General features: G+C 29.1%; 17 protein-coding genes. 10 read left to right on the top strand and 7 right to left on the bottom strand.

All coding sequences use genetic code 11. The annotated features are described in order from the left end of the window. Positions 1-3: 3 nt before the first annotated feature. The 3 genes from HALO113_RS03495 to fahA all read right to left on the bottom strand — a co-directional run bounded on the left by HALO113_RS03495 (position 4) and on the right by fahA (position 3,638). Positions 4-864 (bottom strand): hypothetical protein, encoded by an 861-nt coding sequence (locus HALO113_RS03495; RefSeq protein ID WP_159777699.1) that lies wholly within the window; start codon positions 862-864, stop codon positions 4-6. 127 nt (positions 865-991) lie between these two features. Continuing rightward, positions 992-2,173: a hypothetical protein gene (locus HALO113_RS03490; RefSeq protein ID WP_159777698.1), complete on the bottom strand. Its 1,182-nt coding sequence runs from the start codon at positions 2,171-2,173 to the stop codon at positions 992-994. Positions 2,174-2,354: 181 nt separating this feature from the next. Continuing rightward, positions 2,355-3,638, bottom strand: a complete 1,284-nt coding sequence (gene fahA / locus HALO113_RS03485; RefSeq protein ID WP_159777697.1) for a fumarylacetoacetase — start codon at positions 3,636-3,638, stop codon at positions 2,355-2,357. Positions 3,639-3,748: 110 nt separating this feature from the next. Between fahA and glyA the strand changes: the two genes are divergently transcribed. Continuing rightward, positions 3,749-5,023, top strand: a complete 1,275-nt coding sequence (gene glyA / locus HALO113_RS03480) for a serine hydroxymethyltransferase (RefSeq protein WP_159777696.1) — start codon at positions 3,749-3,751, stop codon at positions 5,021-5,023. A gap of 56 nt (positions 5,024-5,079) precedes the next feature. Here glyA and HALO113_RS03475 read toward each other — a convergent pair whose 3' ends face one another. From HALO113_RS03475 to HALO113_RS03460, 4 genes are all read right to left on the bottom strand, one after another. Further along, positions 5,080-6,138, bottom strand: a complete 1,059-nt coding sequence (locus tag HALO113_RS03475; protein WP_159777695.1) for a nucleoid-associated protein — start codon at positions 6,136-6,138, stop codon at positions 5,080-5,082. Between the two features lie 97 nt (positions 6,139-6,235). Further along, positions 6,236-6,766: a hypothetical protein gene (locus HALO113_RS03470; RefSeq protein WP_159777694.1), complete on the bottom strand. Its 531-nt coding sequence runs from the start codon at positions 6,764-6,766 to the stop codon at positions 6,236-6,238. 67 nt (positions 6,767-6,833) lie between these two features. Then, entirely contained in the window at positions 6,834-7,724 is an 891-nt protein-coding gene (locus tag HALO113_RS03465) for a M48 family metallopeptidase (protein ID WP_159777693.1), read from the bottom strand. 13 nt (positions 7,725-7,737) lie between these two features. Continuing rightward, positions 7,738-8,652 (bottom strand): glutaminase, encoded by a 915-nt coding sequence (locus HALO113_RS03460; protein WP_159777692.1) that lies wholly within the window; start codon positions 8,650-8,652, stop codon positions 7,738-7,740. Positions 8,653-8,792: 140 nt separating this feature from the next. On the opposite strand from HALO113_RS03460, the gene HALO113_RS03455 reads away from it, so the two are divergent. From HALO113_RS03455 to HALO113_RS03415, 9 genes are all read left to right on the top strand, one after another. Beyond that, on the top strand, positions 8,793-10,946 hold the full coding sequence (locus HALO113_RS03455) for a TonB-dependent receptor (protein WP_159777691.1): 2,154 nt from the start codon (positions 8,793-8,795) through the stop codon (positions 10,944-10,946). Positions 10,947-11,083: 137 nt separating this feature from the next. Next, on the top strand, positions 11,084-11,494 hold the full coding sequence (locus HALO113_RS03450) for a DUF2141 domain-containing protein (protein ID WP_159777690.1): 411 nt from the start codon (positions 11,084-11,086) through the stop codon (positions 11,492-11,494). Positions 11,495-11,857: 363 nt separating this feature from the next. Further along, positions 11,858-12,484, top strand: a complete 627-nt coding sequence (locus tag HALO113_RS03445; RefSeq protein WP_159777689.1) for a hypothetical protein — start codon at positions 11,858-11,860, stop codon at positions 12,482-12,484. A gap of 6 nt (positions 12,485-12,490) precedes the next feature. After that, positions 12,491-13,825 (top strand): 2TM domain-containing protein, encoded by a 1,335-nt coding sequence (locus HALO113_RS03440; RefSeq protein ID WP_159777688.1) that lies wholly within the window; start codon positions 12,491-12,493, stop codon positions 13,823-13,825. 2 nt (positions 13,826-13,827) lie between these two features. After that, the gene (locus tag HALO113_RS03435; protein ID WP_159777687.1) at positions 13,828-14,151 is read left to right on the top strand and encodes a 2TM domain-containing protein; all 324 of its coding nucleotides are present in this window, start codon (positions 13,828-13,830) and stop codon (positions 14,149-14,151) included. 2 nt (positions 14,152-14,153) lie between these two features. Continuing rightward, positions 14,154-14,456 (top strand): 2TM domain-containing protein, encoded by a 303-nt coding sequence (locus HALO113_RS03430; RefSeq protein ID WP_159777686.1) that lies wholly within the window; start codon positions 14,154-14,156, stop codon positions 14,454-14,456. An 8-nt stretch (positions 14,457-14,464) separates the two neighbouring features. Continuing rightward, complete coding sequence (locus tag HALO113_RS03425) at positions 14,465-14,773, top strand: 2TM domain-containing protein (protein WP_159777685.1); 309 nt, start codon at positions 14,465-14,467, stop codon at positions 14,771-14,773. Between the two features lies 1 nt (position 14,774). Further along, entirely contained in the window at positions 14,775-15,143 is a 369-nt protein-coding gene (locus tag HALO113_RS03420; protein ID WP_159777684.1) for a 2TM domain-containing protein, read from the top strand. A 66-nt stretch (positions 15,144-15,209) separates the two neighbouring features. Beyond that, the gene (locus HALO113_RS03415) at positions 15,210-15,965 is read left to right on the top strand and encodes a LytTR family DNA-binding domain-containing protein (RefSeq protein WP_159777683.1); all 756 of its coding nucleotides are present in this window, start codon (positions 15,210-15,212) and stop codon (positions 15,963-15,965) included. Positions 15,966-15,967: the final 2 nt, after the last annotated feature.

The following is a 15,967-nucleotide window of genomic DNA, read 5'->3' as shown; positions in this document are numbered from 1 at the left end:
TTTTTATTTAATGTTGAATGTATAAATTCGTCCTGTTTTATCATCTGAGAATAAAATGGTATTTTCATCTATAAAGGAGGGAAACATTTCAGAGATGACTTCAGTGTTAGTTATTTTTTTTGGACTACATTCTTTAGGATTAAAAATGAAAATCTCAGAATTTTCAATAGTATGTCCATCAATACTTTGATCTAAAAAACCAATAATAAAGTCATCATTAGGGGACCATGAAGTAGCTAATCCGGTACCAATTTTAATGCCATTTTTTTGCCCATTAATATCATAAACATATATATTCGCACCTTTGTGAACTACTACTTTTTTTCTATCATGAGATAATAATGCATTATAAAACTGTCCTTCATCTTGTGTTATTATCCAATCCTTTTCAGTAATTAGATCTTTTGCATGAATTTGTAAAGTATTCAAGTTTGTATAAATTACTATATTACTCTCATCTTGAGAATCAAAACCTTTAAAAGAAGGCAGGTAATTAGGATTAATTTCAGGAAGTTCCTGAATTTTGTTATCCAGTAAAGAATAACTAAATGTCTTTGAATTAATAAAAAACTCGTCTTTATTTTTTTGTCTAAAATAGAAAGTGTCGCCTTTGTCATTCCAAGTGTAACCATAACCGCTGCCTTCTTTATCAGAAATCTGTTTTATTTGTTGGTTATAGATGTCTAATAGATAAACACCACTGAAATGTTGATTGGTTAATAAGGCAAATTTTCCATTTGAGGAGACTATTGGATTTGTAAAATATCCATTGACATTAACCCTTTCTAGATTTTTAAAATTTTGGCCATAGCCGAAGGATATACAACTTGCCGAAAGCAAGAAGTAAAAAATTCTTTTTTTCATATTAATACTATTTGTTTGTTATGTAAACATAAAAATAGTATTTTGTTGGTAAAAAGTTAAAAAAGTAAATAAAAAAACACGTTTTTTGTTTAAAACGTGTTTTTTATTCATCTTATTAAGATTGTTTTTACTTTCTAAATTTATTATTTGTTATAATAGCTTTTAATTTTGCTTTTAAATCTTCTCCAGTATCATAAACCATTTGTTCATTACTAGGAAAAGGAACAGCTCTACGATCAAAATATTGATAATAATTTTCTTCACAGGCTCTCTTATCACCATTATAATTAGCATAGATGTAATCAAAAACAAATTCGCTAGTAACAGGGAAAGCATCAATTAATTGATTTGTTCTAAAATCAATATAATCCACTTTCGCAGTTACTTGACACGATTTGAATTGAGTGAATTCATAGATACTAACCGAAATGGTTTTAAAATTATCCACTTTTATAGCATTACCTAAACTATCTTTAACCACATTGCCATTATTATCTAGTAAAGTTTTAGTACCATCTTTTATTTGTTTCTCTTTAATAAATTGTTTTTCTCTCACTTGCTCAGGTGATATAGCAATATTTCTAAAGTTAACAATCATTCCATAGTCGTAATTGATATTTTTTTGACGATTATTATGATATACTGTCCATTTATCATTGATACCATACGTGCTAAAATCTAATAAGTCGTCTTGTAATCGTGCTGGAATAACTTGGTTGGTTTCGTTTTTGGTATATACATGTACAAAATCAGTTCCTTTTAATTGTGCTTGATCCATTAATGTTCTTACATCCTGATAGTTTGGATTCAATTGATCTAAATAACTTAAATCATCAAAAGCTTGACGAAAATCCATTTTATTTTTAGAGGTCATTAATTTTTTTGCATTTGCATATAAATAACCCGATAAATTGTTTTTACTGCTAATTATCTCGTCTGAATAGTCTTCCATAGGGAAAATAGCATTCCTACCTTCTTTTATTAACTGCAAAGGAAGTAAAGGTTTAATTCTTTCCTGACGGTTACTTAATTGAGTGTATAAATTATAAATTCGTTCATAATTTGCAGGATTATTTTCTTTAATTAATAAATTTAAATTAGATTCATCCCTAGCTTTAGCTTTAGCAAACGATTCTTCTAATAAATACACATAATCTTGCTTTCCTTTAGCATTTTTGTTAGTTCTCAAAGAATTAATTGCATTTTCAATGGCTCCATCATAATTTCCATTACTTAGCATGGATTGCGTTTGCTTTACTCCACAACTAACAATTAAAAGTGATAAAATAATAAAAGTAATTTTTCTCATAAATAAATCATTTAGGCAAAGATAAAATTTTTTTAGGAGCAGAAACCTGCTGTCCGTTATATCTTTTTGTTTTTTAATGCAAAACAAAAAGGATGCCACTTCCATCAGGGCTAAAAAAAAACTACAAAAAATTAATTTTGTAGTTTTATATTTTAGAATATAGAACAATATTAATTCGAGTTTATTTTATCTCAATTGCAGGTAATAATTTAGATGAACATTCACCGAAACCAATACGTATTTCTTTATTTTGACAATATCCTCTAATAATAACCGTATCGTTATCATTAATGAATTTTCTTTCAGTGCCATCATTCATTTTGATAGGATTTTTTCCACCCCAAGTTAATTCTAGCATCGAACCAAAAGAATCAGGTGTAGGTCCAGAAATAGTACCACTTCCCATCATATCACCAGAATTAACTCTACAACCATTTACTGTATGGTGTGCTAGTTGTTGAGCCATAGACCAGTACATGTATTTAAAATTGGATTTTGATACTATTGTCTCTTCTGCATTTTCAGGTTGAATAGCTACTTCTAGATTAATGTCAAAAGCTTTCTTACCTTTTTGTTGCAAATAAGGTAATGGAGTAGGAGATTGTTCCGGACCTTTCACTCTAAAAGCTTCTAAGGCATCCATAGTTACAATCCATGGAGATATAGATGAGGCAAAATTCTTAGCCAAAAATGGACCTAATGGTACGTATTCCCATTTTTGTATATCTCTAGCACTCCAATCATTAAATAAAACCATTCCAAAAATATATTCTTCAGCTTCGTCTACAGGAATTGGTTCACCCATTAAATTAGCATCAGTAGTAATAAAAGCAGTTTCTAATTCAAAATCTACTAATTTTGAAGGGCCAAAAATGGGTTGTGTTGCATCAGCAGGTAAAGTTTGTCCATTGGGTCTTCTAACAGCTACACCACTTGGAACAATGGTAGAACTTCTTCCATGATAACCTACAGGAATATGTAACCAGTTAGGTAGTAGCGCATTTTCAGGATCTCGAAACATTTTACCCACATTGGTAGCATGTTCTTTTGAACTATAAAAATCAGTATAATCGCCTATTTGAACAGGTAATAACATTTCAATGTCTTTTACATCAAAAATGACTACATCTTTGTGCTTTTGATTATCTCTTAGTTTTGGATTTTCAGAATCAAATATCTCAGCTAATCTGTTTCGTACTAATCTCCAAGTTTTTTTACCATCTGAAATAAAATCATTCAGAGTGTCCTGCATAAACATATCATCTGTTAGTTCAATTCCTTCAAAATACCCTAATTGTTGTAACGCACCCATGTCTATGGCTGAATCACCTATTCTTGTTCCTATAGTAATCACATCTTCCTTTGTTATAAAAACACCAAAAGGAATGTTTTGAATAGGAAAGTCGCTATTTTGAGGTACTTCTATCCATGATTTTCTAGTAGGATCGTTTGCTATATTTGGCATAATAAATTGTTAGTTTTTTGTTGAAAAATCATTTATCAAATATAAACTTTACAGCTAATTTAACAAACCTTTTTTGTAATTTTGAATAAATTTTAACGAATTACTAAGAAATGCAACGCGACGAACAAATTTTTGATCTTATTCTAGATGAACAAGACAGACAAATTCATGGAATTGAACTTATTGCTTCTGAGAACTTTGTAAGTGATCAAGTGATGGAAGCAGCTGGTTCGGTATTAACAAATAAATATGCTGAAGGATATCCAGGAAAACGCTATTATGGTGGGTGTGAAGTAGTAGATATTGTTGAGCAAATAGCAATTGATAGAGCTAAAGCTCTTTTTGGTGCGGAATATGTAAATGTGCAACCCCATTCTGGTTCACAAGCTAATACTGCTGTTTTTGCTGCTTGTTTACAACCTGGGGATAAAATATTAGGATTTGATTTGTCTCATGGAGGTCATTTAACGCATGGTTCTCCAGTGAATTTTTCAGGAAAATTATACAATCCCGTATTTTATGGGGTAGAGCAAGAAACAGGTAGATTAAATTACGATAAAATTCAAGAAATAGCTTCTGCAGAAAAACCAAAAATGATTATTGCTGGTGCTTCTGCTTATTCTAGAGATATGGATTTTGAGCGTTTTAGAAAAATTGCAGATAGTGTAGGAGCGATACTTTTAGCTGACATATCACATCCTGCAGGTTTAATTGCAAAAGGGCTATTAAATGATCCTATTCCACATTGTCATATCGTAACTACAACCACTCATAAAACATTAAGAGGACCACGAGGTGGTATGATAATGATGGGTAAAGATTTTGAAAACCCATGGGGTTTAAAAACACCTAAAGGTGAAATTAGAATGATGTCGCATGTATTGGATATGGCTGTTTTCCCAGGAAACCAGGGCGGACCATTAATGCATATTATTGCTGCTAAAGCGGTTGCGTTTGGAGAGGCATTAACAGATGAGTTCTTTAGATATACCATGCAAGTACAAAAAAATGCACAAGCAATGGCTGCTGCATTTGTAAAAAGAGGCTATAATTTGATATCAGGTGGAACTGATAATCATATGATGTTAATCGATTTAAGAAATAAAAATATTACAGGTAAAGAAGCTGAAAATGCATTAGTAAGAGCAGAAATTACCGTAAATAAAAATATGGTTCCTTTTGATGATAAATCACCTTTTGTAACTTCAGGTATTCGTGTGGGTACACCAGCAATAACCACTAGAGGTTTAGTAGAAGAAGATATGGAAACTATTGTGGCTTTGATTGATAAAGTAATTACAAATTTTACAGATGAAGCTGTTCTAGAACAAGTTGCAGAAGAAGTAAATGAATTAATGGGAGAAAGAGCCATGTTTGTCTTCTAAAGACACATATAAAATACAAAAAAGCCCTTTTTTAAAGGGCTTTTATTTTTAAATATTTAACTTTTTTGTTCTTTATTGAAATAAACCAAATAATAATACATTTGCTTTTCTTCATCCCAACCTTTTTCAACAAATTTCTCGGCACTTTCAGGATTAATAAAATCTAATTTAATTTGAATATTGGTGTCCAATTGTATAGTATTTTTCATTTTCTTTCTAGCATCCGTTACAGCTGCATTGGCTATTGGAAAATTAGAAACATCTTCAATACTGTATTTGGCTCCTTTATCTACTTTGTAATTTTTAAATTCTGGAATGAATTCTGGATTTTGCATCACTTCATTTAAAAAAGCAGTTTCTTCAAACTCATCATTTTTAGCAAAGTGATTTACCGCTCTATTCATGAATAAAACTTCTTGTTGTTTGTCTTCTGCGGGTAAAACTACATCTTTGGCAAAGTCTTGACAAAATTTTAAGTATTTTTTGGTAATGAAATTTTCATCCTGAAAAACATCAACAGATAAGAAATGCTCTAACCAATAACGCGCATCATATCGGTTACTGTCAACCGTTAAAATTTTATAACCTTCTTCTTTTTTATAATTAAAAATAATACATCCTTTGTCGAGTTTATTCAAGTTGATTCCTTGTTGTAGAATCATTTCTAAATTGCTTCCTTTTTCTTCAAATTGCAAGAAATCGGTTTGAATTTCACTTTTGAAAACACCTATTGCATCTACTGTATTATTATCGATGGAAACATTCGTAAAATAGGTAACATATACTTCACCGTTCTTGATATGTGGGTGATTGGATTGTTCAAAAAGATGTTGGGTTATCTTTTTAGAAACCTCATGAATATCCGATGGATTGTTAAAAACTTGAGAAGCCAATTGGAACATTTCATTATATTCTAAATCTACTTCATGTGCAAATTGATAATAATTCTCTTCTTTTTCACGAAAAGGTTTAAAGAAATATTCTTTTAATAAAGGCATGATTTCATCATTCAAACCGTATGGGTTTTCAGATAAAAAAGTACTTTCATTTCTACTTTTGTTACCTACTCTGTGAACAGATAGGTTTTCAATATGTGTGTTAAATAAGTTTATCATTTTTAAATGTGTCAATTATTAATTTGTCAATGTGTCATTTTATGTTTGCGAAACCCGTACCAATAGCACATTATCACATTTACATATTGACTAATTTTTAATTCCAGTTTTCTTCAAAACCGAAATCTTCAAAACTATCATCTCCATCAAACATATCTAAATCGTCTTCATCGTAATCGTCTTCAAAATCAGAACCAAAATCATCAGATTCAAATGATTTATCTGGTGCATCTAAAGGTAATTGACCATGAGAGTATAGTAAAGAAGGATAGGTTTCACCATCCACTTTTTCTTCAATTGCAGCTAATTCTACTAAAAATGTCCACATATTAAAGAAATCGTATACATAAATAATTTTAGTTTGATGTTGGTCTAAATTATCTTCTAATATAAAATTATTCATAATTCGAGTTTCTCCTGGAACATCTCCTGTATCAAACAAAGGGATTTCATCTTCCTGATTCCAGTTTTCATCACAAGTATAGAATGAAGCCATTTCTGTACCATCAAAGCCAAAAGCATTTACTAATGCATTGTGTAAATCTTCTAACGTAGCTTCTTTTTCTATAGCAATATCTCTAAAAATATCTTCTTCTGCATCGAGTATTGCTCGGAATTTATAAATCATAATTTTGAAATTTTAGGAATGGCAAAAGTAAGGATTATTTGCGACATAAAATTTTTGTAAATTAGTTTTATTCTGTTAAAGATTTTATTTTATTGGCAGCAAAGGCTTTAGTTTTTTCATCTCCTACGTCATATAATTTATTATAATATAGGATAGCATTTTTTTTATTTTCTAGGCGTTCATAAATTAGAGCTATATTATTTAGTACTATAGGATCTTCTGGATTGATTTTTTCGGCCTTTAGATATAGTTCTAATGCTTCCTTGTTTTTATTTTCTAATAAAAATGTAATTCCATAAGTTGAAATAACATATATATCATTAGGAAAAGTATTATACATTTTACCAGCTACTTTTTTTAAGTTTTCATCAGATTTATTTTGATAAAGTGTGTTTGAATATCTTTGAATTGCATCAATAAAAAAGTTTTCAGAATCTTCTAATACTTTGTTTTCTGCCCATAACCATGAGTGATTTATTTTTATTGAATAGTCTATTGTTTCTATGATATTTTTACTAAATGTTTCATAATCCCCCAAATCTCCTAATGTATGAATTTTTCCAAATCTAAGATCTAAACGTTTCGGAAACAATACTATAGCTTCATCAATTGTTTTTTGCGATAATTTATAGAGAGAATCATTTATTGTTTCTCTTGATGATAAATATCCTACCACATTATTTAAAGAATCTTTTATTTGTAATGACTCTTTTTCTTCAGCAGGTGCATCTGAACTTAATGAAAGGGTTTCTTGTTTAGATTGTGTGTAATAATAATTAAATGCAGCAATATAATAATCAATATCGTTTTTAGAGTTGGTTTTCCATTGGCTTAATAGGTCTTCCATTTCTTTTTTGTCTGAATCCTTACTTTTAAATAAGGCATAAAATTTAGATTGATATTCTTGTGAAAAAAGAATAATTGGAAATAATAATACTAGTAGTGTACTTTTTTTCATAATTAGTTTGTATTTAAAATATTGAGGCTTCGGTAATTGTCGTTAATCGTTCTAAAGTTTCTAATCCGTAGTAGGAATTTCCTTTTTTATTCAATTTGGGACTCCAAACCGCTACGGTATAATGATTCGGATAAATGGCTACAACGCCTCCACCAACACCACTTTTACCGGGTAATCCCACTTTAAAAGTAAATTCTCCTGCTTGATCATAAAAACCGCACATTTGCATTAACGCATTCATTCTTTTACACTGACTGGTTGTTAAGAATTTAGTTTTACTTTTGGGTATCATGCCATTATGTGAAAATAATTGAAATACTTTGGCTAAATCTTCACAAGTCATTTCAATCGAGCACTGAGAAAAATAGAAATCAAGAACATCTTCAGGAGCATTAGTAATATTATGAAAAGATTTGATATAGTTTACCAATGCCGCATTGCGAAAGCCATGTTCTTTTTCAGATTGTGCTACGGTTTCATTATAATCGATTGCTGTGTTTTCGGCTAGTTCTCTGATAAAATTTATAAAATACGTTTTTGGATCGTTAAAATGAGATAGCATAAGATCTGCAATAACTAATGCACCAGCATTTATAAAAGGATTTCTAGGAATGCCATTTTCATATTCTAATTGTACTAAAGAATTAAAAGCATTTCCAGAAGGTTCAAAACCTACGCGTTCCCACAAATCGTTTCCTATTTTAGAGAAAATAATAGCGGTTGTCAGCACTTTAGAAATACTTTGTATGGAAAAATTTTCTTTAGCATCACCAATGGAATAGGTATTTTGATGGTTATCTATTAAGGCAATACCAAATTTATTAGAATTTACTTTTTCAAGTTCTGGAATGTAATCTGCAACAGCACCCTTATTTTCTAAAAGAAGCACTTCATTGTAAATTGAGCTGATAATTTGTTGGTATTTCATTTTCTTTTTTTGGTAAATGTAATAAAATGTTTCTGCTTACAATTCGGTAACTAAAAATTACAGTTGGGTAGAATTAAATTGAAAAGCCGTTTCAGATGAACCAATTTTGCTTCATCAAATTAATTAAACAACAATTAAAAATGAAAACGGTTTTACAATTTTTATTATGCTTCACTTCTTTACTTGGCTTTTCGCAAAAAATTATAACAGGTACCATTCAAGACGAATTTGGCCAACCCGTTAATGGAGCTAATATTTTTATAAAAGGCACTTATGATGGATCTATTTCAGATGAAAAAGGAAATTTTAAATTTGAGACAAGTGCGACAGGTGATCAAATATTACAAATAAGTTTCATGTCGTATGAAACCATTACTTCAAAAATAAATATTGAAACATATAATGCTAGAACTTTTGTTCTTAAAGAAAACGTAAATACCTTAGATGCTGTAGTAGTTTCGGCAGGAACATTTAAAGCAGGTGATAATAGTAAAACAACTGCTTTGAAACCGTTAGATATTGTAACAACTGCTGGTTCAGTTGGTAATATAATAGGTGCACTAGAAACATTACCTGGTACGCAAACCGTAGGAGAGAGTGGAAGATTATTTGTACGTGGTGGCGAAAGTGATGAAACCCAAACTTTTGTAGATGGCATTCGTGTGGCACAGCCTTATGGGGCAACGGCTAATAATTTGCCTACAAGAAGTCGTTTTTCTCCATTTTTATTTGATGGGGTTACTTTTTCTACTGGTGGTTATAGTGCAGAATATGGAAATGCGTTATCAAGTGTTTTGTTGCTAAATACAATCAATGAACCCGTTCAAAGTCAGACCGACATTTCGATTATGTCTTTGGGTGTAGGCTTAGGAAATACTCAAAAATGGGAAAAAAGTTCGTTAACTTTTAACACGGGTTATTTTAATTTTGCTCCTTACCAATTAATAGTTCCTCAAAAAATAGATTGGAATAAACCCGTTCAAGCCTATTCAGGAGAAAGTGTATATCGTAGAAAATTTAAAAACGGTTTATTAAAGGTTTATGGGGCTTTTGATTACACTACATTCGACATCAATCAAAAAGATATAAATTTTGTAGATAAAAGGAATTTAGCTATTCGAAACAACAACTTTTATTTTAATGCGAGTTATAAAGGCTATTTGAATGATAATCTCCAATTACAAACAGGTCTTGGTTTAGGTTATGGACAAAATGAGATTGGTATTGTAAATGACTTACTTCAAAATAATGAAAGAGCATTACATTATAAATTAAAATTTCGTCAAACGATTACCAATAGAATAAAATTAAACTTTGGAGGTGATTATTTTCATACAAATTTTGATGAAAACTATACTGTTTACGAAGCAAATCGTTTTGATTATGGTTATCAGAATAATATGGGAGCATTATATACTGAAGCTGAAATTTTCTTTTCTAAAAAAATGGCTATGAATGTTGGATTACGTTCTTCTAAGACTAATTTAATTGCTGATTATACTATAGAACCTAGGCTTTCTTTTGCCTATAAAATAGCTGAAAATAGCCAGTTTTCTCTTGCTTATGGAAATTTTAATCAAACGGCAAATCAGGATTACTTGAAGTTTAACTCTCATTTAGATTATGAGAAAACACAACATTATATTTTTAATTACATGTATAATAAAGAAGGTAAAATGTTGCGTGCCGAAGCGTATTATAAAAAGTATGCTGATTTAATAAAATACAATGGAAATGTGCCAGCATATGATAGTAATTTTTCAAATAATGGTTTTGGGTATGCTAAAGGAATCGATTTGTTTTGGAGAGATAATAAAACAATTAAAAATTTAGATTATTGGATTTCTTATTCTGTAATTGATTCAAAAAGAGATTATAAGAATTATAGCTCTGAAGTAACGCCAAGTTTTATTGCAGATCACAATTTTTCAATTGTTACTAAATATTGGGTTGATAAACTAAAATCACAAATTAGTACAACTTACACCTTTAATTCTGGTAGACCTTATAACAACCCAAATAGTAGTGATTTTATGAATGAAAAAACAAAATCATTTAATAATTTAAGTTTAAGTTGGGCTTATTTACTATCGCAACAAAAGATTTTATTCTTTTCTGTTACAAATGTTTTAAATGCAGATAATGTTTTTGGTTACCAATATGCAAATACTCCAAATACATCGGGGGAATTTCAAAGACAGGCTATTACTCAACCTGCAAATCAATTCTTTTTTGTAGGATTCTTTTGGACTATTAGTGATAATAAGAAAACAAACAATCTGAATAATTTGTAAATAAGTGATTAGTAGTTAGTAGTTAGGAATTAGGAATTAGGAATTAGGAATTGGGAATTGGGAATTAGTATAAAGCTATTATAAACAAACTTAAAAATAAACAAACTTAAAAATAAATAAACTTAAAAATAAATAATATGAAAAAAACAATTATTGCAGCATGTCTATTGCTATGTGGTTATTTAAATGCTCAAACCTATTCTCTGGAGGTTAATATGTCAGGTTTTAAGAATAATAAGGGAAAAGTTAAAGTGGGTTTATATAACTCAGAAAAGACTTTTTTAAAGGCAACTTTTTTGAGTTTGGATTCGTCTATAAAAAATAATGAAGCCATTGTCGTGTTTAAAAATTTAGAAAAAGGAGAATATGCCGTTTCCATTTATCATGATGAAAATAATAATGATGAAATGGACAAAAATTTTATGGGAATTCCTAAAGAAGATTACGCATCCTCTAATAATGCTAAAGGAACTTTTGGTCCTCCAAAATATACAGATGCAAAGTTTAATTTAAGAGATGATTTAAAAATAAACATTGCAATCGATTAGAAGAAGCGTAAGGCAATATGTAGTTTACTAAAGTTAAATAATTTTTTAATTTAAAGTAACTATTTTTATTCTTAAAGCAAATAAATATATACTAAAACTAAATAGATTTTTACTAAAAGTAAATGAGTTGATACTAAAAGGAAGTAGTAGTATTTAGAAGCTTAAAGCTAATCATAAAAAGCAAATTAAGTTTCTAAGTTCAATGATACCTAATTCCTAATCCCTAATTCCTAAAAAAATACACTTCATCATCAAAAAACAACAGTTCAGTAATAATCAATTTTAAAAAGCATTTATCTATCCGAAATTTGTTCTATCAAATTAAGATAAATACAAAATAATAACAATTTAAAATTAAACATCATGACACGAATTATCACTTTTATCACTTTCTTCCTTATTTCAATATTAACTGCACATGCACAATATGAAAAAGGAATGCAACAAGCATTAGAGCTTTGGAAAAATGACAAACCAACAGAGGCTATAGCTGTTTTTGAGAGAATAGCATCTGTGGAACAGGAAAATTGGTTGCCTAATTATTACATTGCATTTATTAATACAACCCAATCTTTTCGATATATGAATGATAAAACTAAAGTGAAAACATTGTTAGAAGCTGCTCAAAAAGCACAAGATAAAATCAACAATATTGCATTAGATAATCCAGAAGTTTTAGTTTTGCAAGCATTAATTCATACAGCTTGGATAGTATATGATCCCATGGTAAACGGACAAAAATTATCTGGTGACGTAATGTATATTTATAATAAAGCTTATGAAATGGCTCCAGAAAACCCGAGAGTAGTTTTTCAAAAAGCTTCTTTTGAAATAGGAATGGCGAGTTATTTTGGACAAGATACAAAACCAATGTGCGCACAGTTAGAGAAATCAATAGAACTTTTTGCTAACTTTAAACCGGAAACACCTTTTCATCCAACTTGGGGATTAGATAGAGCACAACAAGAATTAGCTAAATGTAAGAAATAAAAAGAAATGAATTATCTAAAAGAAATAAAAAAATCGTTAGTAATTGGAGTAGGAATTTTTTTAAGCTTACAAATTATCAATTTTGTAATCAGTCAAAAATTACCAGAGTTAGAGAATTTAAAATGGAACTTTATGTACACCATGCTTTATTCGGTGACTTTGTATTCGGCAAATTCGGTTATTTTTATTCAATTAGATAAATATTTTGAAAAGAATAGATTTCATTTAAAAAGATTGGTAATTGGATTTTTAGCTTCTTTTACTATTTCGGGATTTATCATTTTCTTGCTTAGAATATTAGAAGATGTAGGTTTTGAAAATAAAACATTAGAAGAGTTTTTTAGAACAGAAAAACCTTCCAACTATTTGGTAGCTATGCTAATTACTGTTTTTATAACTTTAACAGTTCATCTAGTTTATTTTTACAAAGCTTATCAAGAAAACAAGTTAAAAGAACAAAAGATTATTGCAGGAACTGCTTCGGCTAAATTTGAAAGTTTAAAAAATCAATTAGATCCACATTTCTTATTTAATAGTTTGAATGTGTTGAGTTCTTTGATAGAAGAAAATCCTGAAAATGCACAACGATTTACAACATCATTATCTAAAATTTACAGATATGTTCTTGAACAACGCGATAAGGAACTGGTTTCGGTAGATGAGGAGTTACAATTTGCTAAGACTTATATGAATCTCTTAAAAATGCGATTTGAAAATAGTATTACTTTCGAATTACCAGAAAAACTAAATAATGATGACGCAAAAGTAGTACCCTTATCCTTACAGCTTTTATTAGAAAATTGTATCAAGCATAATGTGGTTAGTGAATCAAGACCTTTGCATATTACTATATCGATAAGAAATAATCAATTGTTGATAAGTAATAATTTACAAAAGAAAGAAGTATTACAAGATAGAAAAGGCGTTGGATTACAAAATATTGTAAATAGATATGCCATTCTTACGAAACGAAATGTATTAGTGGAAGAAAACGAAACTCATTTTACAGTTTTCTTACCTATTTTAACTAAAAAAGTAACCATTATGGAATCAAAAAATATTTATACAGAAAATATGGCTTATGCTAGGGCCAAAGAAAGAGTAGAAAAACTTAAAGGTTTTTACGGTAATTTAATTTCTTATTGTTGTGTTATCCCTGTTTTAATTTTCATTAATTATAAAACTAGTAATTTTCAATGGTTTTGGTTTCCTATGTTAGGTTGGGGATTAGGATTAACTTTTCATGCATTAGAAACTTTTGGTTATGGAAAAAATTGGGAAGAGAAAAAGATAAGAGAGATATTAGAAAAAGAGGAATCTGAACAAGCAAAATGGAAATAAGTATGAGAAACGAAAGGAATTCTAATGAAATTCTAGAAGAAATAGTTAGAGAGAGAGTTCAAAAAATAAAAAAGTTTTATGTGCATTTGGTAGTGTTTAGTATTGCATTACTGGTCTATATTTTAAAAACTTATTTTGGTTTCCCTTTTAATTTTTGGCCCATTCGATTTATTAATGCTTTTTTTATGTGGTGTTGGGCTTTTATAATAGTAGTGCAAGCTATTCGTTTGATTGTAAAGCAAAGCTTGTTAGGTAAAAGATGGGAAAATCAAAAAATCCATGAGATAATGGAAAAAGAAAAAATTAAAAAACAAAACTGGGAATAGTTATGGAACAGAATAATGAATATGAACGCTATCAAAGAGCTCAAAAAAAGGTAAAAGAAATTAAAAGCTTTTACAGTAATTTAATTACCTATCTTATCGTAATTTCATTTTTAGCTTTTATTAATTTAAGGTATTCACCAAAACATTTATGGTTTATATATCCAATGCTTGGTTGGGGATTAGGTGTTTTTCTACAAGCAATGAAAGTTTTTAATTTTTTACCGTTTTTTAATAAAGATTGGGAAGAGAAAAAAATAAAACAATTTATGGAAGAAGAAAGAAATGAAGTGAATAAGTATAAATAAACTCAATCATGAAAGAAGACATTAATAATTATTATAAAGCAAAGAAAAAGGTTGAAAAAATAAAAAAGTTTTACGGACATTTATCAGCATTTTTCCTTATCAATATAGTCTTATACTTTTTCGATTTCTTTACAAGACCAAATAATTTTTGGTTCGACTATTGGTTTTATTGGCACCTAATAATTTGGGGAGTAGGATTAATAATTCATGGAATTTTTGTCTATTATACATTTCCATTTTTTGGTAATGATTGGGAAGAAAGGAAAATGGAGCAATTCATTCAAGAAGAAAAATATAAGAACAATAAATACGAATAAAATGAGTATACAAGATAGAATAAATAGAAGATTAGAAAATAGAGAAGGAATTGGTTTTTATCCTTCTACTTCAGAAGAAATTAAATATCAAGAAGCTGTAAAGAGAGTGAAAAGAATAAAAGGATTCTATACACATGCTTTAGTATATTTAGTAATTAATATAATGATAATTATAGTTAATATTCAAAATTTAAAAGAAGGTGAAAGTTATTTCCAATGGCATAATTTTTTTACAGCTATTTTTTGGGGAATAGGTTTAATAGCACATGGTTTATCTGTATTTTTACCTACATTTATTTTAGGTGAAAATTGGGAGGAAAAGAAGATTAAGGAGTTAATGGAAAAAGAGCGCAATGAAAAATGGGAATAAATGCAATAAGTTGTCACCATTATTTTTTTAATTAATTTCTTATACTCATAAAAAATCGATAGTCAAATGAACATTATTATAATTGAAGATGAAAAACCTGCGGCAAGATTGTTGCAACGCAAAGTAGAAAAATTAGGTCTAGAAGTAAATCAAATGTTGCATTCTGTAGAAGAAGCTTTAAATTGGTTCCAAAACAATGCACATCCCGATTTAATTTTTTTAGATATTCAGTTATCTGATGGTTTGTCTTTTGAAATTTTTGAGCAAATAGATATAAAAAGTGCTATTATTTTTACTACTGCATACGATGAATATGCTTTAAGAGCTTTCAAATTGAATAGTATCGATTATTTATTAAAGCCTATAGATGAAGACGATTTAGAGACGGCAATTTCTAAATTTAAAGCAAGAACAAATACAAATAACACAGTGAGTTTAGATTTTGAAGCAATTAAAAGAATGCTAATAAATCCTGTTGAAAGAGAATATAAATCTCGTTTTTCTGTAAAAATAGGCCAGCAAATAAAAGTAATTCCTATTCAAGAAGTAGAATGCTTTTTTAGTGAAAATAAAGGAACTTATTTACATACTTTCGACAATAGAGATTATCTTTTAGATACTACAATGGAGCAACTAGAAAGCGACTTAAATCCTAAAGATTTTTTTAGAATCAATCGAAAATTCATTATACCTTTAAAAGGAATTAAGGAAATTCAAATGCATACAAATTCACGACTAAAAATTATTCTTCCTTCCTATAAAGAAGATGAGGTAATTGTGGCTCGAGAACGCGTAAATGATTTTAAAAGTTGGTTAGAATAAAA

Origin of the sequence: Flavobacterium sp. 9AF, assembly GCF_902506265.1 — a bacterium.
In the GTDB taxonomy this organism is placed as follows: domain Bacteria; phylum Bacteroidota; class Bacteroidia; order Flavobacteriales; family Flavobacteriaceae; genus Flavobacterium.
Note: the sequence above shows the minus strand (reverse complement) of the source record. Positions and strands in the feature narration are given on the sequence as shown.

Excerpts from the sequence above, each read along its gene's own strand:
- HALO113_RS03445 (WP_159777689.1), top strand. The coding sequence starts at position 11,858 with ATGACACGAATTATCACTTTTATCACTTTCTTCCTTATTTCAATATTA.
- fahA (WP_159777697.1), bottom strand. The coding sequence starts at position 3,638 with ATGCCAAATATAGCAAACGATCCTACTAGAAAATCATGGATAGAAGTA.
- HALO113_RS03490 (WP_159777698.1), bottom strand. The coding sequence starts at position 2,173 with ATGAGAAAAATTACTTTTATTATTTTATCACTTTTAATTGTTAGTTGT.
- HALO113_RS03415 (WP_159777683.1), top strand. The coding sequence starts at position 15,210 with ATGAACATTATTATAATTGAAGATGAAAAACCTGCGGCAAGATTGTTG.
- HALO113_RS03435 (WP_159777687.1), top strand. The coding sequence starts at position 13,828 with ATGAGAAACGAAAGGAATTCTAATGAAATTCTAGAAGAAATAGTTAGA.
- HALO113_RS03440 (WP_159777688.1), top strand. The coding sequence starts at position 12,491 with ATGAATTATCTAAAAGAAATAAAAAAATCGTTAGTAATTGGAGTAGGA.
- HALO113_RS03425 (WP_159777685.1), top strand. The coding sequence starts at position 14,465 with ATGAAAGAAGACATTAATAATTATTATAAAGCAAAGAAAAAGGTTGAA.
- HALO113_RS03460 (WP_159777692.1), bottom strand. The coding sequence starts at position 8,652 with ATGAAATACCAACAAATTATCAGCTCAATTTACAATGAAGTGCTTCTT.
- HALO113_RS03495 (WP_159777699.1), bottom strand. The coding sequence starts at position 864 with ATGAAAAAAAGAATTTTTTACTTCTTGCTTTCGGCAAGTTGTATATCC.
- HALO113_RS03430 (WP_159777686.1), top strand. The coding sequence starts at position 14,154 with ATGGAACAGAATAATGAATATGAACGCTATCAAAGAGCTCAAAAAAAG.
- HALO113_RS03420 (WP_159777684.1), top strand. The coding sequence starts at position 14,775 with ATGAGTATACAAGATAGAATAAATAGAAGATTAGAAAATAGAGAAGGA.
- HALO113_RS03465 (WP_159777693.1), bottom strand. The coding sequence starts at position 7,724 with ATGAAAAAAAGTACACTACTAGTATTATTATTTCCAATTATTCTTTTT.
- glyA (WP_159777696.1), top strand. The coding sequence starts at position 3,749 with ATGCAACGCGACGAACAAATTTTTGATCTTATTCTAGATGAACAAGAC.
- HALO113_RS03450 (WP_159777690.1), top strand. The coding sequence starts at position 11,084 with ATGAAAAAAACAATTATTGCAGCATGTCTATTGCTATGTGGTTATTTA.
- HALO113_RS03455 (WP_159777691.1), top strand. The coding sequence starts at position 8,793 with ATGAAAACGGTTTTACAATTTTTATTATGCTTCACTTCTTTACTTGGC.
- HALO113_RS03470 (WP_159777694.1), bottom strand. The coding sequence starts at position 6,766 with ATGATTTATAAATTCCGAGCAATACTCGATGCAGAAGAAGATATTTTT.
- HALO113_RS03475 (WP_159777695.1), bottom strand. The coding sequence starts at position 6,138 with ATGATAAACTTATTTAACACACATATTGAAAACCTATCTGTTCACAGA.